16 protein-coding genes and 1 rRNA gene are annotated in these 22,024 nt (G+C 69.5%); 13 read left to right on the top strand and 4 right to left on the bottom strand.

Annotated features, from left to right (window positions below):
* The first annotated feature begins 58 nt into the window (after positions 1 to 58).
* From eccB to AC3IX6_RS09360, 4 genes are all read left to right on the top strand, one after another.
* Complete coding sequence (gene eccB / locus AC3IX6_RS09375; protein ID WP_489369750.1) at positions 59 to 1,642, top strand: type VII secretion protein EccB; 1,584 nt, start codon at positions 59 to 61, stop codon at positions 1,640 to 1,642.
* A complete protein-coding gene (gene mycP / locus AC3IX6_RS09370; protein ID WP_489369749.1) occupies positions 1,642 to 2,967 on the top strand; it encodes a type VII secretion-associated serine protease mycosin in 1,326 nt (441 codons plus the stop codon). Before eccB ends, mycP begins: the two co-directional genes overlap by 1 nt.
* Positions 2,968 to 3,183: 216 nt before the next feature.
* Positions 3,184 to 3,525: a WXG100 family type VII secretion target gene (locus AC3IX6_RS09365; RefSeq protein WP_389435018.1), complete on the top strand. Its 342-nt coding sequence runs from the start codon at positions 3,184 to 3,186 to the stop codon at positions 3,523 to 3,525.
* A 60-nt stretch (positions 3,526 to 3,585) separates the two neighbouring features.
* A complete protein-coding gene (locus tag AC3IX6_RS09360) occupies positions 3,586 to 3,894 on the top strand; it encodes a WXG100 family type VII secretion target (RefSeq protein ID WP_489369748.1) in 309 nt (102 codons plus the stop codon).
* Between the two features lie 145 nt (positions 3,895 to 4,039).
* On the opposite strand, the gene AC3IX6_RS09355 is transcribed toward AC3IX6_RS09360, so the two are convergent.
* Both AC3IX6_RS09355 and eccCa read right to left on the bottom strand, forming a co-directional pair.
* Entirely contained in the window at positions 4,040 to 4,285 is a 246-nt protein-coding gene (locus tag AC3IX6_RS09355; protein ID WP_254385841.1) for a DUF397 domain-containing protein, read from the bottom strand.
* A gap of 127 nt (positions 4,286 to 4,412) precedes the next feature.
* On the bottom strand, positions 4,413 to 8,396 hold the full coding sequence (eccCa, locus tag AC3IX6_RS09350; protein ID WP_489369747.1) for a type VII secretion protein EccCa: 3,984 nt from the start codon (positions 8,394 to 8,396) through the stop codon (positions 4,413 to 4,415).
* A 246-nt stretch (positions 8,397 to 8,642) separates the two neighbouring features.
* Here eccCa and eccD point away from each other — a divergent pair, with 246 nt between their 5' ends.
* From eccD to AC3IX6_RS09320, 6 genes are all read left to right on the top strand, one after another.
* Entirely contained in the window at positions 8,643 to 10,148 is a 1,506-nt protein-coding gene (gene eccD / locus AC3IX6_RS09345; protein ID WP_489369746.1) for a type VII secretion integral membrane protein EccD, read from the top strand.
* A gap of 172 nt (positions 10,149 to 10,320) precedes the next feature.
* Entirely contained in the window at positions 10,321 to 10,608 is a 288-nt protein-coding gene (gene rpsO, locus AC3IX6_RS09340; RefSeq protein WP_243337509.1) for a 30S ribosomal protein S15, read from the top strand.
* A 296-nt stretch (positions 10,609 to 10,904) separates the two neighbouring features.
* Positions 10,905 to 13,127 (top strand): polyribonucleotide nucleotidyltransferase, encoded by a 2,223-nt coding sequence (locus AC3IX6_RS09335; protein ID WP_489371385.1) that lies wholly within the window; start codon positions 10,905 to 10,907, stop codon positions 13,125 to 13,127.
* Positions 13,124 to 14,503, top strand: coding sequence for a M16 family metallopeptidase (locus tag AC3IX6_RS09330; protein WP_489369745.1), 1,380 nt, complete (start codon positions 13,124 to 13,126; stop codon positions 14,501 to 14,503). Before AC3IX6_RS09335 ends, AC3IX6_RS09330 begins: the two co-directional genes overlap by 4 nt.
* Positions 14,504 to 14,577: 74 nt before the next feature.
* Positions 14,578 to 15,330, top strand: a complete 753-nt coding sequence (gene dapB / locus AC3IX6_RS09325) for a 4-hydroxy-tetrahydrodipicolinate reductase (protein WP_250749206.1) — start codon at positions 14,578 to 14,580, stop codon at positions 15,328 to 15,330.
* Positions 15,331 to 15,349: 19 nt separating this feature from the next.
* Complete coding sequence (locus AC3IX6_RS09320; RefSeq protein WP_356514819.1) at positions 15,350 to 15,802, top strand: tetratricopeptide repeat protein; 453 nt, start codon at positions 15,350 to 15,352, stop codon at positions 15,800 to 15,802.
* Between the two features lie 60 nt (positions 15,803 to 15,862).
* On the opposite strand, the gene AC3IX6_RS09315 is transcribed toward AC3IX6_RS09320, so the two are convergent.
* Positions 15,863 to 16,420: a PH domain-containing protein gene (locus AC3IX6_RS09315; RefSeq protein WP_489369744.1), complete on the bottom strand. Its 558-nt coding sequence runs from the start codon at positions 16,418 to 16,420 to the stop codon at positions 15,863 to 15,865.
* A gap of 48 nt (positions 16,421 to 16,468) precedes the next feature.
* The gene (locus AC3IX6_RS09310; RefSeq protein ID WP_243337485.1) at positions 16,469 to 16,708 is read right to left on the bottom strand and encodes a hypothetical protein; all 240 of its coding nucleotides are present in this window, start codon (positions 16,706 to 16,708) and stop codon (positions 16,469 to 16,471) included.
* 407 nt (positions 16,709 to 17,115) lie between these two features.
* Here AC3IX6_RS09310 and dapA point away from each other — a divergent pair, with 407 nt between their 5' ends.
* The 3 genes from dapA (at position 17,116) to AC3IX6_RS09295 (ending at position 21,977) form a co-directional block, all read left to right on the top strand.
* Positions 17,116 to 18,015, top strand: coding sequence for a 4-hydroxy-tetrahydrodipicolinate synthase (gene dapA, locus AC3IX6_RS09305; RefSeq protein ID WP_266904008.1), 900 nt, complete (start codon positions 17,116 to 17,118; stop codon positions 18,013 to 18,015).
* Positions 18,016 to 18,131: 116 nt separating this feature from the next.
* Positions 18,132 to 19,817, top strand: a complete 1,686-nt coding sequence (locus AC3IX6_RS09300; protein WP_274549819.1) for a ribonuclease J — start codon at positions 18,132 to 18,134, stop codon at positions 19,815 to 19,817.
* A gap of 635 nt (positions 19,818 to 20,452) precedes the next feature.
* Positions 20,453 to 21,977 (top strand): 16S ribosomal RNA (locus AC3IX6_RS09295).
* The last annotated feature ends 47 nt before the right edge of the window (positions 21,978 to 22,024 follow it).

Below are 22,024 nucleotides of genomic sequence, written 5' to 3'. Positions count from 1 at the left end.
AATAGAGGCCCGGAGACCGTACCCACCGACCGGGCCGTGCGGGGAGAATCAGGCGGCCATGGCCTCACGACGTGACGAGCTCAACGCGTACACCTTTGCGAAGCGACGCACGGTGGCCGCGTTCCTTCAGCCTTCCGCGAGCGGGTCGGAGGAGGGTGCTCCGCGACCCTTGCGCGCCGTCCTGCCCGGTGTGATCACCGCGGCGCTCGTCCTCGCCGCCTTCGGAGCCTGGGGGATGTTCAAGCCGACGGCCCCCAAGGGCTGGGACACCCCCGGCGACCACGTCATCGTCGGCAAGGACTCGACGACCCGCTACGTCGTCCTGACCACCAAGGTCGACGGCAAGGACCAGACCCGCCTGCACCCGGTGCTCAACCTCGCCTCCGCCCGGCTGCTGCTCGACCCGAACAAGGGCAAGGTCGTCCAAGTCGAGGACAAGGTGCTGGACGCGGGCAAGCTCCCGCGCGGCCCCATCATCGGCATCCCGTACGCCCCCGACCGGCTCCCCGCCCCGGCGGAGGCGGGCAAGGCCAAGCGCTGGGCCGTCTGCCAGCAGCCCGGCGGCAACGGCAAGGGCGTGCAGACGGCCGCCTTCGTACTGGCCGACCGCGAGGCGAACCTGATGGACGACGGGCGCCGGCTCTCCGAGTCCCAGGCCCTGTACGTCCAGAGCACCGGCCAGGGCCGGGCCCGCTACCTCGTCGACGCGGCGGGCATGAAGTACAAGTTCCCCGAGGGCACCGCGGACGCGCGCACCATGACCAACGCCCTGGTCGGCGGCAGCGCCGTCCCGCAGCCCGTCACCGAGGAGTGGCTGGCCACCCTCGGCTCCGGCGACGACCTGGCCTTCCCCGAACTGCCGGGCGCCAAGGCCGGGACGGCCGCCGGGGTCAAGGGCCTGGCCAGCACCGACGACAAGGTCGGCATGGTGCTGAAGGCCGTGACCGGCGCGGGTGCGCAGCACTACCTGGTGGTGCCCGGCAAGGTCGTGCCCGTCTCCGACTTCGTCGCCTGGCTGATGATCTCCTCGCCCGTGACCGACCGGCTGGACATGCACGGCAAGCCGCACGAGGTGGACCTCCAGTCCATCAACCCGGACCGCACGCCCTTCAGGGGCGACGCGAAATGGCCGCAGAAGAAGACCGACCGGATCAACGAGGTCCGCGCCACCGGAGCCGCCGCGGACGGCGCCCGCGACACCGTCTGCAGCGTGCTGCGCTCGGTCGACGCCCAGGGCGGCCAGACGCTGAGCACCTGGGCCGGCACCGGATTCCCGGTCGACATCACCGCCACCGGCACGAGCGCCTACGTCACCCCGGGCACCGGCCTCCTCTACACCCAGGCGCAGGGCCGCCAGACCACCGCGGGCGGCGCGCTCTTCCTGGTCACCGACACCGGCCTGCGGTACGCCGTCCAGGCCAACGGCGACAGCGACGCGGCCCAGCCCTCACCCGGACCGAGCGCGAGCCCCGGCAGCGGCGGGCCGGCCACCTCCGACGGCCGCCCCGCGCCGAGCCAGGCCCAGGCCCGGCTCGGCTACGAGAAGGTGGTCCCGGTGACGGTGCCCATCGCCTGGTCGGAGTTCCTCTCCAAGGGACCCCGCCTCGACAGCAACTCCGCCCGCCAGCCCCAGGGTTCGTGATGCCGAGCACACCGAAGCCGAGCACACCGAAGCCGAGCGCAGCCAAGCCGGGCGCAGCGAAGCCGGGCACGGTGCGGCAGAGCACACCGAAGCCCGCCCTCGCCGCCCTGCTTGCGGCCGCCGCCCTCACGCTGGGGGCCGCGCCGCAGCCTTCGTACGGGAACCCGCGCGAGACCCCGTACCCGCTGCGCCTCGCGGGCGCCGGCGAGTGCACCTTCCCGATGAAGAAGCAGATAGAGGACCGGCCCTGGGCGCTCCAGCGCCTGCTGCTCGACGAGCTCTGGGAGCAGACCAAGGGCCGCTCCAAGGACGGGAAGAGCATCCGCGTCGCCGTCATCGACACCGGCGTCGACCGGGTCAACCCGCAGCTCAGCGACGCCCTCGACATCGGGGCCGGCCGGGACTTCCTCGACGCCAAGGGCGACGGCACCGCGGACACCGTCGGGCACGGCACCAAGGTCGCCGGGCTGATCGCGGCCCGCCCGAAGCCCGGTACCGGCTTCGTCGGGCTGGCCCCCGAGGCCACGATCATCCCGATCCGGCAGAACGACGGGCAGGGCAACGGCAACGCCGAGACCCTGAGCGAGGCCATCACGCACGCGGTGGCCAAGGGTGCGCAGGTCATCAACATCTCGCAGGACACCGAGGTGCCGATGACCCAGGACTCCAAGCTCGGCCAGGCCGTCAAGAAGGCCGTGGAGGCCAACGTGGTCGTCATCGCCTCGGCGGGCAACGACGGCCTGGCCGGGAAGAAGCGCCCCACCTACCCGGCGGCCTTCCCCGGCGTCCTGGCCGTGGGCTCCTCGGACCGCAACAACGAGCGCGCCGCCTTCTCCCAGCCCGGCTCCTTCGTCGGGATCGCGGCGCCCGGAGTCGACATGGTCTCCACCGTCCCCGGCTTCGGCCAGTGCGTGGACAACGGCACCAGCTTCTCCGCTCCCTACGTCGCCGGGGTCGCCGCCCTGCTGCGCGCCAAGCACCCGGAGTGGACGGCGCAGGAAGTGGTCTGGCAGCTCCAGAACACCGCGGAGCGCTCCGTCAACGGCCACGACGACTACGTGGGCTGGGGCGTGGTCGACCCGGTCCGCGCGCTCACCCAGTCGGCCGTGGGAGCGGAGCCTCCCAAGGCCCCCGTACCGGACGCCGGGCCGCCCCGCGCGGCGGCCCCGGAACCGGCCGCGATGCAGACGACCGAGACGGCGCGCGAACGCGACGAGCGGCTCGGCACGTACGCCCTGGGCATCGGCGGCGTGCTCATCGCCGTGATCGCCGGTACCGCCACGGTGGTCCGGGATGCCCGGAACCGACGGCGCCGTTTGCTGTGAACGGTGTCACGGTTCATCAACAGATCCCAAAGGGCTGTGTTGGGTAAGGCCGATCAACTGACTACAGTGATCGGAGGCTTCACGACTGTGATCGGGGATGGTGTGTGAAGCGGAGGGGAACCGGGGGCGCGTGGCTTGAAACCGCCCCCTCGAAGCACCGCTCCGCCGCGCGATCCGCCGGTTCTGTCTGGCGAATTGAGAGATGAGGAGCTTCGGATGACCAACAATTTCGGACTCGCTGATGACCCGGTAAAGCAGGCACTGAACAAGATTTCGGAGACCGCCGACAGCGTCACCCGGCAGTCCCGGGAGCTGGCGGACATCCTCGCCACCGTCGGTGCGGGCTGGACCGGTGTGGGTGCGTCGGGGTTCACCTCCGCGCAGACCGTCGTCAACGAGGACCACGACGAGATCCGCCGGCTGCTCGGCGTCCTGCACAACGCGGTCGGGCAGACCAAGAACCTGAGCAACGCGCAGGACGACGACGTGGTCTCGGCGTTCCAGGCGGTCAAGGCCTCCAGCGGCGGCGGCAACACCTCCGCCCTCAACGGGATCTGACCCGCGGGATCTGACCCGCTTCCTCACCCACCTGCCCCGCCCCGTGCGAAGGAGAAGAGCATGACCGCGAACGACGGGCACACCAAGGTCCAGTACGAGAGCCTCCAGGGGATGGCGGACCGCATCCGCATCGTCTCGGACAACATCAAGAAGGACCTCGACGAGATGGGCGCGGCCCTGACGGTCGTCACCGACACCTGGGACGGCGAGGCGCACGCCCAGTACGTCGAGCTGCAGCGCAAGTACAACGCCAAGGCCGACCACATGCGCGCCCAGCTCCGCCAGGTCGCGGACCTGATCGAGCGCGGCAAGAACGACTACCGCGCCACCGACGTGAAGGCCTCGCGCCTGTTCACCGAGGCCTACTAGGCCCGCGGTCCCGCGAAGCAGCGCCGGGAACGGCGAAGCACCGCCGGGAACGGCGAAGCACCGCCGGGAACGGCGAAGCACGAGGAGAAGGGGCGCGCCCGCACCGGGCGCGCCCCTTCCTCCGTCTCCGGGAGCCGTACGGCCCCTAGCGCGGATCCCGGTCGAGATCGAACTCCCCGTCCCTGGCCCCGAGTACGAACGCCTCCCACTCGGCCGCGGTGTAGCGCAGCACCGTGTCCCGGTCCAGCGAGGACCGCATCGCCACCGCTCCCTCGGGCAGCCGGGCGATCTCGACCCGCTCCTCGTCGGGAGAGGTACCGGGCGGCCCCTCCCACTCGACGCCGCTGATGTCGAGCCCGTACAGCTCGTCCTTCTCCTGCTGAGTGCCCATGCGCGGCCTCTCCTTCGGTGGTGCGATCCCTGCCGATTATCGACGGTGGCCGGCCGCGCGCGGGGAGCTTTCCGGAACCCTCCCGGGCCACCGGCTCCCGCCCCCGCGCACCGGGCGGCGTCCCGCCCTACATGCCCGGCATCCGTCCGATCTGGATCAGTGAGGTCCCGCGCTTGCGCGAGACGAAGGAGGCCCGGCCCGCGGGCATGGGACGCGGCCGCACGTTGCCGACCAGATCCCCCTCGGACGGATCGCCGGACAGCACCACGCCCTGCGCGCCCAGCTCCTTGATCCGCTGCATGAACGGCTCGTACAGCGCCCGCGAGGCACCCGCCGAGCTGCGCGCGATGATGAAGCGGACCCCCGTGTCCCGCGCGAACGGCAGGAACTCCACCAGCTGCGCCAGCGGATTGCCCTGGCTCGTGGCCACCAGGTCGAAGTCGTCGATGATGATGAACACGTCCGGGCCCGTCCACCAGCTGCGGTCGCGCAACTGCTGCGGAGTGACGTCCTGCGGGGGCTGGCGGCGGGCGAACACCCCGGCCAGCGCCTCCATGTGCATCTGCAGCGAGCTCGCCATCGGCGCGTACTCCAGCAAGTGTTCCTCCGGCAGCGCTCCGAGCAGGCCACGCCGGTAGTCGCCGACCACCAGCCGTGCCCGGTCCGGGCCGTAGCGCTCCGCGATCCGCTGCGCGATGAGCCGCAGCAGGTTCGTCTTGCCCGACTCGCTCTCGCCGAACACGAGGAGGAAGGGGTCGGTCTCGAAGTCGACGAACACCGGCTCCAGCTCGGTCTCGTCGATGCCGATCGCGATCCCGCGCTCCGGGTACTCCCCGCCCTTGGGGAGCTGGTCCGCGTGGAGCAGCCGCGGCAGCAGCCGTACGCCGGGGGCGGCCTGGCCCGCCCAGTTCTGCTTCACCGCGTCCACGAAGGCGGCCGTGGCCTCCGACAGGTCCTCCGCCGCGTGCGAGCCGTCGACCCGCGGCAGCGCGCCCAGGAAGTGCAGCTTCTCCGCGACCTGGCCGCGGCCCGGCATCCCCGTCGGGACGTTCGCCGCGACCTTGCGGTCGAACTCGGAGTCCATGACATCGCCGAGGCGCAGCTCCAGCCGGCTGAGGATCTGGTCCTTCAGCGCGGCCCGGACCTCCATGTACCGGGCGACCGTGATCACCACGTGGATGCCGTATCCCAGCCCGCGGGACGCGATGTCCGTGACGACCTGCTCCAGGGCCTCGTACTCGCCCCGGAAGCCGCCCCAGCCGTCGATGACCAGGAACACGTCGCCCCAGGCCTCCCCGGGCAGCTCGCCCGCGGCCCGCCGGCGCCGGTAGGTGCCGATCGAGTCGATGCCGTTCGCGCGGAAGAACTCCTCGCGCCGGCGCAGCACCCCGGCCACCTCCGCGACCGTGCGCCGCACCCGCTCCGGGTCCAGCCGGGACGCGATCCCGCCCACGTGCGGCAGTTCGGCCAGCGAGGACAGACCGCCGCCGCCGAAGTCCAGCCCGTAGAACTGCACCTCGCGCGGGGTGTGCGTCAGCGCGAACGAGGAGATCAGCGTCCGCATCAGCGTGGACTTGCCCGACTGCGGACCGCCGACCACCATCATGTGGCCCGCCGCACCCGAGAAGTCCCGGTACAGCACCTCGCGCCGCTGCTCGAACGGCTTGTCGATGAGCCCGAGCGGTACGACCAGCCCGCCCGGCCGCGTGTACCCCTCCGCGTGCAGCCCGCGCTCCGCCGAGGGCGCCAGCGCCGGCAGCAACTGGTCCAGCGGCGGAGCCTGGTCCAGCGGCGGCAGCCACACCTGGTGCGCCGGCACCCCCTGCCCCTCCAGCCGTCCCACGATCACGTCCAGCACCGTGTCCGCCAGCGCGTCGTCGCCCTGCGCGGCCCGCTCGGCCTCCGCCGCCCGCGCCGACAGGTACGCCGGGTCCGGAGCCGCGTACACCACGGGCACCGGCGCCGCCGTGAACAGCACGGGCCGCCGCTCCACCGGGAACAGCCCGACCGAGAGGTCCGGCCCGCCCGAGCGGTAGGTGCCCGAGACGTACGCGGCCTTGAAGCGCGTCATCTCGTCCGTACCGAACTTCAGGTAGCCCGAACCGGGCACCGACGGCAGGTGGTAGGCGTCCGGCACGCCGATCGCGGTCCGCGACTCCGCCGCCGAGAAGGTCCGCAGACCGATCCGGTACGACAGGTACGTGTCCAGCCCGCGCAGCTTGCCCTCCTCCAGCCGCTGCGAGGCCAGCAGCAGGTGCACGCCCAGCGACCGGCCGATGCGGCCGATCTGGATGAACATGTCGATGAAGTCCGGCTTCGCGGTCAGCAGCTCGGAGAACTCGTCGATGACCAGCACCAGCGAGGCCAGCGGCTCCAGCGGAGCACCCGCGGCGCGCGCCTTCTCGTAGTCGTGGATGTTCGCGTAATTGCCCGCCGAGCGCAGCAGCTCCTGGCGGCGCTGCAGTTCGCCCCGGATCGAGTCGCCCATGCGGTCCACGAGCGTGAGGTCGTCCGCCAGGTTGGTGATGACCGCCGCGACGTGCGGCATCTGCCCCATCCCGGTGAAGGTCGCACCGCCCTTGAAGTCGGCGAGCACGAAGTTCAGCGTCTCCGAGGTGTGCGTGACGGCCAGCCCCAGCACCAGCGTGCGCAGCAGCTCCGACTTGCCCGAACCGGTCGCGCCCACGCACAGCCCGTGCGGACCCATGCCCTCCTGCGCGGCCTCCTTCAGGTCCAGCATCACCGGGGAGCCGTCCTCGCCGACCCCGATCGGCACCCGCAGCCGCTCACCGGCGGAGCGCGGCCGCCAGGTCCGGGCCACGTCCACGGCGGCCGCGTCGCCCAGGTTCAGCAGGTCGGTGAAGTCCAGATTGGCCAGCAGCGGCTCGTCCTCGTCCCCGCCGCCCGTCCGCAGCGGCGCCAGCTGCCGGGCCAGCGCCTCGGCCGCCGGCAGCGACAGGGTGTCCGGCAGACCCTCGTAGGCGAAGCCCGCACCCGACTCCAGCCGCAGCCGGCCCGGCCGCACCACGACCGACAGCCCGCCGCGCGCCTCGTCCAGCTCGCCCGCCACCACCTCGACGACGGTGACGCCCTGCAGACCCTCGGCCGCCGCGAACACCGAGTCCGGCGGCACCAGACCCCCGCGGGAACCCGAGTCCAGTACGAGGACCACGTGCGGCTGGTCCAGCACCGGGGAGCCCTCCCGGCTGAACCGGGGCCGCCCCTCCAGCCGGGAACCGAGCAGCCCCTCCAGCTCACCGAGGTCGTCGCCGAACAGCCGCTTCGTGCCGGCCCCGTCGATCTGACCCGGAAGCTGGGTGTGCGGCAGCCACTTCACCCAGTCCCACTCCGCCACCGAGCCGGGCGCCGCCACCACGGCCACCATCAGGTCCTCGGGGGAGTGCAGCGTGGCCAGTTGGGCCACCAGCGCCCGCGCGGTGCCCCGCGCCGACTCGGGCTCCCCGGAGACCGTCACGTGGTAGAACGCCCGCAGCGACACCGCCATCGGCAGCCCGTCCAGCGAGGAGTGCACCCTCAGGAAACGCTGCATGGCGCCCGCCGTCAGCGGCTCCAGCTCGTCCACCGGCGCCGTGTCCGGCGCCACCAGCGGGGTCGCCAGGCGCTGCGCGCCCAGCCCCAGCCGGGCCTGCCCGAAGTCCGCGTCGCCGACCCGCCGCTCCCACAGCCGCGAGCCCTCGGCCACCACCGACCACAACTGCTCCGGGGCCGGGTGCAGATAGAGCTGCGCGTCACGCTGGGCCCGCGCGGTCCTGCGTACCTGACGGCGGGTTTGAGCCAGGTACTTGAGGTAGTCCCGCCGGACATCCGCCATTTGCCCCTGTGTACCGCGCCGGTGCCGCACCAGCTGGGCCACCAGCATGCCCACCGTCGACACCATCATCAGCACGCCCATGATGCGCATGAACGGCGCGGCACCCGGCATGAAGAAGAACACGGCGGACGAGCCCATCCCGAGCATCGGGAGGAGCTGCATCAGCACGCCCTCCTGCTGCCCCCGCGGAAGTTCCGGCGGTGCCTCGAGCCTCAGTTCGTCCGAAGGCACTTCGGGCGGCAGCGACCGGGGCGGACGTTTGACGACGATCTGGCTCACCGGAGCATCAATCCCTCGAAAACAGACGGGACGTCGCAACCGGCGCCCTCAAGTCCCGGGCGCGAAGGGGGTCTCCTTCGCAGAGAGGTGATCCTACTTGCCGACAGTCATCGGGCCTCCCGGTAGGGTGGCGCGCGCGGCATGCGCATCCGCGAATCGGCTGCGCACCGGCGGGCGGACCACCGTCGCCGGCGCACCCGCACGCACCCACGCACACCAACGCACACACCCACCGGGGGGCATCAGGTGAACACCGCCGAGGCGACCGGCTTCCGCAGGGTCACCGTCGTGGCTCCCGACAGCCGCATAGACGTCGCCCTCCCCGAGGACATCGCCGTCGCCGACATCTACCCCGAGCTGCTGCGCCTCACCGGCCAGACCCAGCCCGTCGGCGCACCCACCGGCTTCCACCTGGTCCTGCGCTCCGGCACCGTCCTCGACGGCGCCCGCACCCTCGCGGCCCAGCAGGTCCTGGACGGCGAAGTGCTGAGCCTGCGCCCCTTCGCGGAATCCCTGCCGCCCGCCGTCTTCGACGACGTCTCCGACGCCGTCGCCGCCGCCGTGGTGCGCGACCGCCAGCGCTGGAGCGACGACATGCTGCGCGGCGCGGGCCTGACCGGCGCGGCCGTCCTCTTCGTCCTCCTCGGCTTCGTCCTCTGGTACGCCGACCCCGTCCTGCACGACATGCACGGACTGCCCGGCATCATCGCCGGCTCCGTCGGCGTGCTCCTCACCGCCGCCGCGGGCGTCCGCGCCCGGGTCTACCGCGACCGCGGCTCCGCCGTCGCCCTCGGCCTCGCCGCCGTACCGCACCTGCTGCTCGCCGGCGCCGGCATCATCGCCCCCGCCGCGGGCCAGGGCCCCGGCCGGCTCCAGTTCCTGCTCGGCTGCGTCTGCGTGCTCGTCGCCTCCGTCGCCCTCGTCGCCCTCACCCCCGACGGCGACGCCCCCTTCGTGGCGACCACCTTCCTCGCCGCCACCGGGACCCTGGCCACGTTCGCCGCCATCGCCGCCGACGCCGGCGCGACCTCCGCCGCGGCCGTCTGCGCCCCCGCCGCCATCGGCCTCGTCGCCTTCCTCCCCGGCCTCTCCGCCCGGTTCGCCCGCCTGCCCATCGGCTACGCCGCCCCGCAGAGCGCCACCGCCGAGTACGAGACCCCGGACCGCTACGAGAGCGAGCCGTACGGTGAGCGCTCCGCCACCGACGGGCACGACTCCGGAGCCCCCCTCGACGCCGAGGCCATCGCCGCCCAGGCCCGCCGCGGCCACGAGATGCTCCTCGGCCTCGTCGGCGGCTGCGCCGCCGTCGCCGTCGGCTCGGCCGCCGTCCTCGGCTTCTCGGACAACACCTGGGCCCGGCTCCTGGCCCTGGCGACCGGGCTCGCCATGCTGCTGCGCGCCCGCCTCTTCCGCTACACCTCCCAGGTCGCCTGCACCCTGGTGGCCGGCTTCGCCGCCCTGGGCCTGCTCGTCCTGGGCCTCGCCATGCACCCGCCGCTTGCCCTGCTCAAGGAGCTCGCGCTGTACGGGGACCACAGCGGCCTGGAGATCCGTACGCTCTGGCTCTCCGCCGCCGTCGCCGCCGGCGCGGCCCTCTTCGCCGGAATTGCATTGGTCATTCCCCGCAAGGGTCTGTCACCCTTCTGGGGGCGGCTGCTCGACCTCACCGAGGCGGCGGTCCTGCTCAGCCTGGTCCCGCTGGCCCTGGCCGTGCTCGACGTCTACGCCCGGGCCCGCGCTCTCACCAGCTGAGACGAGGGGCAGCGGCAGCCTGGTACGCTGTGTGACGGCCGTTTGTGTACGCGCCTCCGGATTCCTCCGGGGGCTGCGCTCAGCGGATCCCGCCTCCCGAGTTACGGAAGATCCCCAGAGAATTCGACCTGGGGCACTCGGTGGCTATGTAGACCTATTACAAGGAGTACGCGTGCCGCTCGACGCCGCAGTCAAGAAGCAGCTCATCGCAGAGTTTGGTGCCAAGGAGGGCGACACCGGCTCCCCCGAGGTCCAGGTCGCGATGCTGTCCCGCCGCATCTCGGACCTGACCGAGCACCTGAAGTCCCACAAGCACGACCACCACTCCCGTCGTGGTCTGCTGATCCTGGTCGGCCAGCGTCGCCGCCTGCTGCAGTACCTGGCCAAGAAGGACATCCAGCGCTTCCGTACGCTGGTCGAGCGCCTCGGCATCCGCCGCGGTGCGGCCGGCGCCAAGTAAAGACGCTGTGAAGGGAGCGGTTCCCACATTGAGTGGGCCGCTCCCTTTGCTGTACGTGCGCGAGGTACCGGACGCTTTGTAGTCTGGAAGCGTCCGCGTCGCAAGACGCGCACAACTGAAGAGGAGGAGCGCCCTCCCACGCCGCCGGTCCTCGGTAGTGGCATCCGGAAAGCCCGTACGCGGCTTCGCCCGGCTGCTTCGATCGAAGACCGGCCCGCACGCCAGGAGCGCTTCTCCGCAACCGTCCACCACCACACGGGTGGCGGACGGAGACGACGAAAATGGAGAAAACGCTAGTGGAGAACGAGACCCACTACGCCGAGGCCGTCATTGACAACGGTTCCTTCGGCACCCGCACCATCCGCTTCGAGACGGGCCGTCTGGCCCGCCAGGCCGCCGGCTCCGCCGTTGCCTACCTGGACGACGACACGATGGTGCTTTCCGCCACCACCGCGTCGAAGAAGCCCAAGGACCAGCTCGACTTCTTCCCCCTCACGGTGGACGTCGAGGAGCGCCAGTACGCGGCCGGCAAGATCCCCGGATCCTTCTTCCGCCGCGAGGGCCGCCCCTCCGAGGACGCGATCCTCACCTGTCGCCTGATCGACCGCCCGCTGCGCCCGTCCTTCAAGAAGGGCCTGCGCAACGAGATCCAGGTCGTCGCGACGATCATGGCGCTCAACCCCGACCACCTGTACGACGTCGTGGCGATCAACGCCGCCTCCGCGTCCACCCAGCTGGCCGGCCTGCCCTTCTCCGGCCCGATCGGCGGCGTCCGCGTCGCGCTGATCCGCGGCCAGTGGGTTGCCTTCCCGACGCACACCGAGCTCGAGGACGCCGTCTTCGACATGGTCGTCGCGGGCCGCGTGCTCGAGGACGGCGACGTCGCGATCATGATGGTCGAGGCCGAGGCCACCGAGAAGACCATCGCCCTGATCAAGGGCGGCGCCGAGGCGCCGACCGAGGAGGTCGTGGCCGCCGGCCTCGACGCCTCGAAGCCCTTCATCAAGGTCCTCTGCAAGGCCCAGGCCGACCTGGCCGCCAAGGCCGCCAAGCCCGAGGGCGAGTTCCCGGTCTTCCTGGACTACCAGGACGACGTCTACGAGGCCCTCTCGGCCGCGGTCAAGGGCGAGCTCTCCCAGGCGCTGACCATCGCGGGCAAGCAGGACCGCGAGGCCGAGCTGGACCGCGTCAAGGAGATCGCCGCCGCGAAGCTCCTCCCGGCCTTCGAAGGCCGCGAGAAGGAGATCTCCGCCGCGTACCGCAGCCTCACCAAGGCCCTGGTCCGCGAGCGCGTCATCAAGGACAAGGTCCGCATCGACGGCCGCGGGATCACGGACATCCGTACCCTCGCCGCCGAGGTCGAGGCCATCCCGCGCGTGCACGGCTCGGCGCTGTTCGAGCGTGGCGAGACCCAGATCCTGGGCGTCACCACCCTGAACATGCTCCGCATGGAGCAGCAGCTGGACACCCTCTCCCCGGTGACCCGCAAGCGCTACATGCACAACTACAACTTCCCGCCGTACTCGGTCGGCGAGACCGGCCGCGTCGGTTCGCCGAAGCGCCGCGAGATCGGCCACGGCGCGCTCGCCGAGCGCGCGATCGTGCCGGTCCTCCCGACGCGCGAGGAGTTCCCCTACGCGATCCGCCAGGTGTCCGAGGCTCTCGGCTCCAACGGCTCGACGTCCATGGGCTCGGTCTGCGCCTCCACCATGTCGCTGCTGAACGCCGGTGTGCCCCTCAAGGCCCCCGTCGCCGGTATCGCCATGGGCCTGATCTCGCAGGAGATCGACGGCAAGACCCACTACGTCGCCCTCACCGACATCCTCGGTGCGGAGGACGCCTTCGGCGACATGGACTTCAAGGTCGCCGGCACCAAGGAGTTCGTCACCGCGCTCCAGCTGGACACCAAGCTCGACGGCATCCCGGCCTCGGTTCTGGCCGCCGCCCTCAAGCAGGCCCGCGACGCCCGCCTCCACATCCTCGACGTGATGATGGAAGCGATCGACACGCCGGACGCCATGTCCCCGTTCGCCCCCCGGATCATCACCGTCAAGATCCCGGTGGACAAGATCGGTGAGGTCATCGGCCCCAAGGGCAAGATGATCAACCAGATCCAGGAGGACACCGGCGCCGAGATCACGATCGAGGACGACGGCACCATCTACATCGGTGCCGCCGACGGTCCGGCCGCCGAGGCCGCCCGCGCCACGATCAACCAGATCGCCAACCCGACCATGCCGGAGGTCGGCGAGCGGTACCTGGGTACGGTCGTCAAGACCACCACCTTCGGTGCCTTCGTCTCCCTCATGCCCGGCAAGGACGGCCTGCTGCACATCTCGCAGATCCGCAAGCTCGCCGGTGGCAAGCGCGTGGAGAACGTCGAGGACGTGCTCGCGGTCGGCACCAAGGTCCAGGTCGAGATCGCCGAGATCGACTCCCGCGGCAAGCTCTCCCTGGTCCCCGTGATCGACGGCGAGGCCGCCGGCGACGACGCTGACAAGGACGACTCCGACAAGTGACGTCGCGTAGTTCCCGTGTGACGGCCCGCCCCTCTTCGGAGGGGCGGGCCGTCGCCCGTACCCAAACACTGCTCAAGGGCGCGAACGGCATCGGCACCGTCCGGCGCACGGTCCTCCCCGGCGGACTGCGCGTCGTCACCGAAACGCTGCCGTCCGTCCGCTCCGCCACCTTCGGGATCTGGGCCAACGTCGGATCCCGGGACGAGACGCCTTCGCTCAACGGCGCCACGCACTACCTGGAGCACCTCCTCTTCAAGGGCACCGAGAAGCGCAGTGCCCTCGACATCTCCTCCGCGATCGACGCGGTCGGCGGCGAGATGAACGCCTTCACGGCGAAGGAGTACACCTGCTACTACGCGCGGGTGCTCGACACCGACCTGCCGCTGGCCATCGACGTCGTGTGCGACATGCTCACCGGCTCGCTGATCCTCGAATCCGATGTCGACGCCGAGCGCGGAGTCATCCTCGAAGAGATCGCGATGACCGAGGACGACCCGGGCGACATGGTCCACGACCTGTTCGCCCAGACCATGTACGGGGACACCCCGCTCGGGCGCCCCGTCCTCGGCACCGTCGACACGATCAACGCGCTCACCGCCGACCGGATCCGCCGCTTCTACAAGAAGCACTACGACCCCACCCACCTGGTCGTGGCGGCCGCGGGCAACGTCGACCACAACAAGGTCGTACGCCAGGTCCGCGCGGCCTTCGAGAAGGCCGGCGCACTCACCCGCACCGACGCCGAACCGGTCGGCCCGCGCTCCGGCACCAAGCGGATCCGCACCTCCGGCCGCGTCGAGCTGGTCAACCGCAAGACCGAGCAGGCCCACGTGGTCCTCGGCATGCCGGCCCTGGCCCGCACCGACGAGCGGCGCTGGGCGCTCGGCGTACTGAACACCGCGCTCGGCGGCGGCATGTCCTCCCGCCTCTTCCAGGAGGTCCGGGAGAAGCGCGGCCTCGCCTACAGCGTGTACTCGTACACCTCGGGCTTCGCCGACACCGGCCTCTTCGGCGTCTACGCCGGCTGCCGCCCCAACCAGGTCCACGACGTACTGCGGATCTGCCGGGACGAGCTGGACAAGGTCGCCGCCGACGGGCTCACCGACGAGGAGATCCGGCGGGCCGTCGGCCAGCTGTCCGGATCCACCGTCCTGGGCCTGGAGGACACCGGCGCGATCATGAACCGCATCGGCAAGAGCGAGCTGTGCTGGGGCGACCAGATGTCGGTCGACGACCTGCTGGCCCGGATCGCGGCCGTCACCCCGGACGAAGTGCGCTCGGTCGCGCAGGACGTCCTGGCCCAGCGGCCCTCGCTCGCGGTGATCGGCCCGCTGAAGGAGAAGCAGGCGGCCCGTCTGGACGAGGCCGTCGCCTAGCCGGGCGAAACCCGGGAGCACGTTGCCCGGGCCCCGGGACAGGGCCCGGGTCCGTACGCACTTTAAGGAATGACATGAGCAAGCTGCGCGTGGCAGTTCTCGGCGCCCAGGGCCGCATCGGCTCCGAGGCGGTCAAGGCCGTCGAGGCCGCCGAGGACATGGAACTGGTGGCCGCCCTCGGCCGCGGAGACAAGCTGGAGACGCTGGCCGAGGCCGGCGCCCAGGTCGCGGTCGAGCTGACGACCCCCGCCTCGGTGATGGAGAACCTGGAGTTCCTCGTCCGCCACGGCATCCACGGAGTGGTCGGCACCACCGGCTGGACCGAGGACCGCCTCGCCCGGCTGAACACCTGGCTCGCCGCTTCCCCGGCGACCGGTGTCCTCATCGCGCCGAACTTCTCGATCGGCGCCGTCCTCACGATGAAGTTCGCCGCTCAGGCCGCCCGGTACTTCGAGTCCGTCGAGGTCGTCGAGCTGCACCACCCGAACAAGGTCGACGCCCCCTCCGGCACGGCGACCCGTACGGCGCAGCTCATCGCGGCCGCCCGCGCCGAGGCCGGCCTCGGCGCGCAGCCCGACGCCACCGCCACCGCCCTCGACGGCGCGCGCGGCGCGGACGTCGACGGGGTCCCGGTGCACGCGATCCGCCTCCGCGGCCTGCTGGCCCACCAGGAGGTGCTCCTCGGCGGTGAGGGCGAGACCCTGACCATCCGTCACGACTCCCTGCACCACAGCAGCTTCATGCCGGGCATCCTGCTCGGCGCGCGCCGCGTGACGCAGACTCCGGGCCTCACGTTCGGCCTGGAAAACTTCCTCGAACTCGGCTGACGAGCAGGCGGCTGCACCCATGCGCGCGAAGATCCTCTACTTCATCACGGCCGCGGTCCTGGTCGTGTACTTCGTCCTCGTCGGCAGCAGGGGCCTGATGCTGATCCGGCACGGGACCTGGCTCACCGTCACCTTCGGGGTGGCCGTGCTGATCCTGCCGGTCATCGGTGTCTGGTTCCTCTGGAAGAACACCCAGTTCGTCACCAGGGCCAACCAGCTCGGAGCCGAGCTGGAGGCCGAGGGCGGACTGCCCGTGGACGAGCTGGAGCGGGACAAGTACGGCCGGATCCTGCGGGACTCGGCCGACGAGGTCTTCGCGCGCCGCAGGGCCGAGACGGAGGACGCGCCGGGGGACTGGCGCAGCTGGTTCCGCCTCGCCATCGCCTACCACGACGCCCGTGACACCCCCCGGGCCCGCAAGGCCATGCAGCGGGCCATCTCCCTGCACGACGGAAAGCCCGTACAAGCCTGAGCCTGTACGGGCTTCCCGTGCGGGTGTGACGCCCTTCCGGGGGCGCTGGGGCGGGTTCCCTCAGGCCGGCACGGCCCGGTACTCGTCGGCCCAGGCCTCGACCGAGCCGGCGGCCCGGTCGAAGGCCTCGGTCCGCGACAGGAAATCGGCGTTGTGGTCGGTCAGCAGGACCGGCAGCTCGGCTCCGCCGCGCGCGGCCACCGTCAGGGCCTGACCCTGCACGGTCCTCGGCAGTCCGAGCCAGCGCACGGGCTGCTGCACCGTGCGGACCTCGCCGACCTGGTTCCAGGGGATCGAGCGGGTCGTGAAGAACCCCGCCACGCGCAGCCCCTTGGGGCTCACCCAGACGCCCGTGCGCAGCAGCCGCAGGGCGGAGCCGACCACGGCCAGCGAGGCGAGCAGACCGCCCAGGGCGCCGGTCCAGGTGCCGGCGGCCACGATGATCACGGTGGCGAACAGCATGAACGAGCCGAGCAGGAGCAGCACGGCGGCGATGGCCACCCGCCAGGGCCCCGGACGGTACGGGCGGCGCCAGCGGTCGGGGTCTTCGTAGGGGAGCGTCTCCCCGGTGTCGTGCGCGTCGAATGCGCCGTCGGCCGTCAGGAAGGGCAGGGGCACGGCAGGACCTCACTCACATGCACGTTCGGTTGGGCTGTGCCCGTGAGGCTACCGCCCCTCGGATGCCTCCGACTGCTGCGACTTCGCCGGTGCGTGGCTCGGCTGCAGTGCGGGGATGCCGAAGAGCAGGGATCCGACGAGCCCCGCGACGACGGTCAGTCCGACCAGACTACGGGCGGCGATCTGGGTCTTGCTCAGACTCTCGCGCGGCGGCGGAGTGACGTTGCTGCGGAATCGGTCGGCCTCGGCGACGAAGGCGAACGGGACGGGTTCGCGCCGGCGGAACATGGGAAACGACTCTCCTCACGGTCAGGGCCCTTGGGGCGGTGGGGGCAGGATGGGCGGACGTTCTACGAAGTAGGACGTACGAAAGGCCCGATCGGTGCCGATTTTCGGGACATTAATCAAACTTTATGGCGCTGCGTCAGCTCCGCCGACCGCGAGCACGCGGGGCCCGGGCCGCCCGTTCGGCCCCGCCGCCCCAGGTGCCCCGTATGCCCGGATCTCCCGGTTCCGCACGGATGTACGGAACAAGTCTGAAGTGTCCGTATTGCCACGTTTCGTAAAGTTCATCTAGGCTGATCAAACGGACCCGGCACTGCTTGAACCCCCGAGCAGGCAGTGCCGGGCTCCAACACCCTCATCACGTCCCCCGAGGGGACACCGCGAGCATGGCAGCGAGTAGCGTGTTACCCATGGCTCCGATCTCGACTCCGCAGACCCCCTTCGGGCGGGTCCTCACCGCCATGATCACGCCGTTTACGGCGGATGGCGCACTTGACCTCGACGGCGCGCAGCAGCTCGCCGTCCACTTGGTGGACGCAGGCAACGACGGCCTGATCATCAACGGCACCACCGGTGAGTCGCCGACCACCACTGACGCGGAGAAAAACGACCTCGTACGAGCCGTACTCGAAGCGGTCGGAGACCGGGCCCACGTGGTCGCCGGCATCGGCACCAATGACACCCGTCACACCCTCGAGCTGGCCCGCCAGGCCGAGCGCACCGGCGCTCACGGCCTGCTCGCGGTCACCCCGTACTACAGCAAGCCGCCGCAGGAGGGCCTCTTCCGGCACTTCACGGCGATCGCCGACGCCACCGAGCTCCCGGTCATGCTCTACGACATCCCGGGTCGCAGCGGTGTCCCGATCAATACGGAAACACTCGTCCGACTGGCCGAGCACCCCCGTATCGTTGCCAACAAGGACGCCAAGGGTGACCTCGGACGCGCCAGCTGGGCCATCGCGCAGAGCGGCCTGGCCTGGTACTCCGGCGACGACATGCTGAACCTGCCGCTCCTGTCGGTCGGCGCGGTCGGCTTCGTCTCCGTGGTGGGTCACGTGGTCAGCCCCGAGCTCCGCGAGATGCTCGAAGCCCACCTGGGCGGCGACGTCCAGAAGGCGACCGAGATCCACCAGAAGCTGCTCCCCGTCTTCACCGGCATGTTCCGCACCCAGGGTGTGATCACCACCAAGGGCGCGCTGAACCTGCAGGGCCTGCCCGCGGGCCCGCTGCGGCTCCCGCTGGTCGAGCTGACCGCCGAAGAGACGGCGCAGCTCAAGATCGATCTTGCCGCCGGCGGGGTACAGCTCTGACATCAGACTTCACAACTGAATAAGCAGAACCACACAAGACAACAGCAAGTGCACGAATGACATGCGCGCCACGTGCCTCGACGGGTACGTGGCCGCGCGTGGTGAAGGAGAACCTTTTGAGCCATCCGCATCCTGAACTCGGTCCGCCGCCGAAGCTCCCCAAGGGCGGCCTTCGGGTCACCCCCCTGGGCGGGCTCGGCGAGATCGGCCGCAACATGACCGTCTTCGAGTTCGACGGCCGCCTGCTCATCGTCGACTGCGGTGTCCTCTTCCCCGAAGAGGAGCAGCCGGGCATCGACCTGATCCTGCCGGACTTCTCGTCCATCCGGGATCGCCTCGACGACATCGAGGGCATCGTCCTCACACACGGCCACGAAGACCACATCGGCGCCGTCCCCTACCTCCTCCGGGAGAAGCCGGACATCCCGCTGATCGGCTCCAAGCTGACGCTGGCGCTCATCGAGGCCAAGCTCCAGGAGCACCGCATCCGCCCCTACACCCTCGAGGTGAAGGAAGGCGAGCGCGAGAACCTCGGCCCCTTCGACTGCGAGTTCATCGCGGTCAACCACTCCATCCCGGACGCCCTGGCCGTGGCCATCCGCACCGGCGCCGGCATGGTCGTGTGCACCGGTGACTTCAAGATGGACCAGCTCCCGCTGGACAACCGCCTCACCGACCTGCACGCCTTCGCGCGCCTGAGCGAAGAGGGCATCGACCTTCTCCTCTCGGACTCGACGAACGCCGAGGTCCCGGGCTTCGTCCCGCCCGAGCGCGAGATCTCGAACGTCCTGCGCACGGTGTTCGCCAACGCCAACAACCGGATCATCGTGGCGAGCTTCGCGAGCCACGTGCACCGCATCCAGCAGATCCTCGACGCCGCGCACGAGTACGGCCGCAGGGTCGCCTTCGTCGGCCGCTCGATGGTCCGCAACATGGGCATCGCCCGTGACCTGGGCTACCTGAAGGTTCCGGCCGGCCTGGTCGTGGACGTCAAGACCCTCGACGACCTGCCGGCCCACGAGGTCGTCCTGGTCTGCACGGGTTCGCAGGGCGAGCCGATGGCGGCCCTGTCCCGCATGGCGAACCGTGACCACCAGATCCGGATCGTCCCGGGCGACACGGTCATCCTGGCCTCGTCGCTCATCCCGGGCAACGAGAACGCGGTCTACCGCGTGATCAACGGCCTGACCCGCTGGGGCGCCAACGTCGTGCACAAGGGCAACGCCAAGGTGCACGTCTCCGGCCACGCCTCCGCGGGCGAGCTGCTGTACTTCTACAACATCTGCAAGCCGCGGAACCTGATGCCGGTCCACGGCGAATGGCGCCACCTGCGCGCCAATGCCGAGCTCGGCGCCCTGACGGGCGTACCGAAGGACCGCATCGTCATCGCCGAGGACGGCGTCGTCGTCGACCTCATCGACGGCAAGGCCCGCATCTCGGGCAAGGTCCAGGCCGGCTACGTCTACGTGGACGGCCTCTCGGTCGGCGACGTCACCGAAGCCCACCTCAAGGACCGCAAGATCCTCGGCGACGAGGGCATCATCTCGGTCTACGTCGTGGTGGACAGCACCACCGGCAAGATCGTCAGCGGCCCGAACATCCAGGCCCGCGGCTCCGGCATCGAGGACTCGGCGTTCGCCTCCGTCCTGCCGAAGATCGAGGAAGCCATCGCCCGAGCCGCCGCGGACGGCGTGGCCGAGCCGCACCAGATCCAGCAGCTCATCCGCCGCACCATGGGCAAGTGGGTCTCGGACGGCTACCGCCGGCGCCCGATGATCCTCCCGGTCGTCGTCGAGGTCTGAGCCTCGCCGTAGCGACCACGCCGGAGCGGGGCAACCGGATTTGCATCCGGGGGCCCCGCTCCAGTACGTTTACGTCTCCACCTCGCACGGCACCCCGGCACACACGTGTGCCCGGCCATGTCGATGCGGGCGGGTGGGATTCCAGAGCAGGGAAACCTGATAAAGTCTGGCTCGCCCGAAAGGGAATGGCTCTCCAATGGCCGTCCAATTCAAATCCAAGTCCACTGCAACTTTCGAGAAGCAGAGCACGGAAATGATCTGGTAGAGTTGGAATCGCCGGAAAGGGAAACGCGAAAGCGAAGAACTGGAAGGCGGAAAACAAGCGAGACAGACTCTGATAGAGTCTGAAACGCAAGAACAGAACAGAACGAAAGCTCGGAGGAAAGCCCGAGAGGGTGAGTACAAAGGAAGCGTCCGTTCCTTGAGAACTCAACAGCGTGCCAAAAATCAACGCCAAAAAGTTGATACCCCGTCCATTTCGGTGGATGAGGTTCCTTTGAAAAAGACCTGTGAGGTCGCGGCTTCGGCCCTGACACTTGCAGGCAATTACACAGCGAGGACGCAGTGGACGGTCGGTCTTATTCCGACATGACTGTCCCGCTCTAAGTGCGTGTGCACCGGATAACCGGTAAACATTCATGGAGAGTTTGATCCTGGCTCAGGACGAACGCTGGCGGCGTGCTTAACACATGCAAGTCGAACGATGAAGCCCTTCGGGGTGGATTAGTGGCGAACGGGTGAGTAACACGTGGGCAATCTGCCCTTCACTCTGGGACAAGCCCTGGAAACGGGGTCTAATACCGGATAACACTCCTGCCTGCATGGGCGGGGGTTAAAAGCTCCGGCGGTGAAGGATGAGCCCGCGGCCTATCAGCTTGTTGGTGGGGTAATGGCCCACCAAGGCGACGACGGGTAGCCGGCCTGAGAGGGCGACCGGCCACACTGGGACTGAGACACGGCCCAGACTCCTACGGGAGGCAGCAGTGGGGAATATTGCACAATGGGCGAAAGCCTGATGCAGCGACGCCGCGTGAGGGATGACGGCCTTCGGGTTGTAAACCTCTTTCAGCAGGGAAGAAGCGAAAGTGACGGTACCTGCAGAAGAAGCGCCGGCTAACTACGTGCCAGCAGCCGCGGTAATACGTAGGGCGCAAGCGTTGTCCGGAATTATTGGGCGTAAAGAGCTCGTAGGCGGCTTGTCACGTCGGATGTGAAAGCCCGAGGCTTAACCTCGGGTCTGCATTCGATACGGGCTAGCTAGAGTGTGGTAGGGGAGATCGGAATTCCTGGTGTAGCGGTGAAATGCGCAGATATCAGGAGGAACACCGGTGGCGAAGGCGGATCTCTGGGCCATTACTGACGCTGAGGAGCGAAAGCGTGGGGAGCGAACAGGATTAGATACCCTGGTAGTCCACGCCGTAAACGTTGGGAACTAGGTGTTGGCGACATTCCACGTCGTCGGTGCCGCAGCTAACGCATTAAGTTCCCCGCCTGGGGAGTACGGCCGCAAGGCTAAAACTCAAAGGAATTGACGGGGGCCCGCACAAGCAGCGGAGCATGTGGCTTAATTCGACGCAACGCGAAGAACCTTACCAAGGCTTGACATATACCGGAAAGCATTAGAGATAGTGCCCCCCTTGTGGTCGGTATACAGGTGGTGCATGGCTGTCGTCAGCTCGTGTCGTGAGATGTTGGGTTAAGTCCCGCAACGAGCGCAACCCTTGTCCTGTGTTGCCAGCATGCCCTTCGGGGTGATGGGGACTCACAGGAGACCGCCGGGGTCAACTCGGAGGAAGGTGGGGACGACGTCAAGTCATCATGCCCCTTATGTCTTGGGCTGCACACGTGCTACAATGGCCGGTACAATGAGCTGCGATACCGTGAGGTGGAGCGAATCTCAAAAAGCCGGTCTCAGTTCGGATTGGGGTCTGCAACTCGACCCCATGAAGTCGGAGTTGCTAGTAATCGCAGATCAGCATTGCTGCGGTGAATACGTTCCCGGGCCTTGTACACACCGCCCGTCACGTCACGAAAGTCGGTAACACCCGAAGCCGGTGGCCCAACCCGTAAGGGAGGGAGCTGTCGAAGGTGGGACTGGCGATTGGGACGAAGTCGTAACAAGGTAGCCGTACCGGAAGGTGCGGCTGGATCACCTCCTTTCTAAGGAGCACAGTACCGATTGCAGACAAACGTTCTGCACGGTCAGC

The sequence above is a fragment of the Streptomyces sp. GL_141 genome (genome assembly GCF_057834385.1).
Note: the sequence above shows the minus strand (reverse complement) of the source record. Positions and strands in the feature narration are given on the sequence as shown.

What these genes read in the sequence shown, in the direction of transcription:
- AC3IX6_RS09365 (WP_389435018.1), top strand. Translation starts at nt 3,184, where the DNA reads ATGACCAACAATTTCGGACTCGCTGATGACCCGGTAAAGCAGGCACTG.
- AC3IX6_RS09360 (WP_489369748.1), top strand. Translation starts at nt 3,586, where the DNA reads ATGACCGCGAACGACGGGCACACCAAGGTCCAGTACGAGAGCCTCCAG.
- mycP (WP_489369749.1), top strand. Translation starts at nt 1,642, where the DNA reads ATGCCGAGCACACCGAAGCCGAGCACACCGAAGCCGAGCGCAGCCAAG.
- AC3IX6_RS09355 (WP_254385841.1), bottom strand. Translation starts at nt 4,285, where the DNA reads ATGGGCACTCAGCAGGAGAAGGACGAGCTGTACGGGCTCGACATCAGC.
- dapA (WP_266904008.1), top strand. Translation starts at nt 17,116, where the DNA reads ATGGCTCCGATCTCGACTCCGCAGACCCCCTTCGGGCGGGTCCTCACC.
- dapB (WP_250749206.1), top strand. Translation starts at nt 14,578, where the DNA reads ATGAGCAAGCTGCGCGTGGCAGTTCTCGGCGCCCAGGGCCGCATCGGC.
- AC3IX6_RS09320 (WP_356514819.1), top strand. Translation starts at nt 15,350, where the DNA reads ATGCGCGCGAAGATCCTCTACTTCATCACGGCCGCGGTCCTGGTCGTG.
- eccB (WP_489369750.1), top strand. Translation starts at nt 59, where the DNA reads ATGGCCTCACGACGTGACGAGCTCAACGCGTACACCTTTGCGAAGCGA.
- AC3IX6_RS09310 (WP_243337485.1), bottom strand. Translation starts at nt 16,708, where the DNA reads ATGTTCCGCCGGCGCGAACCCGTCCCGTTCGCCTTCGTCGCCGAGGCC.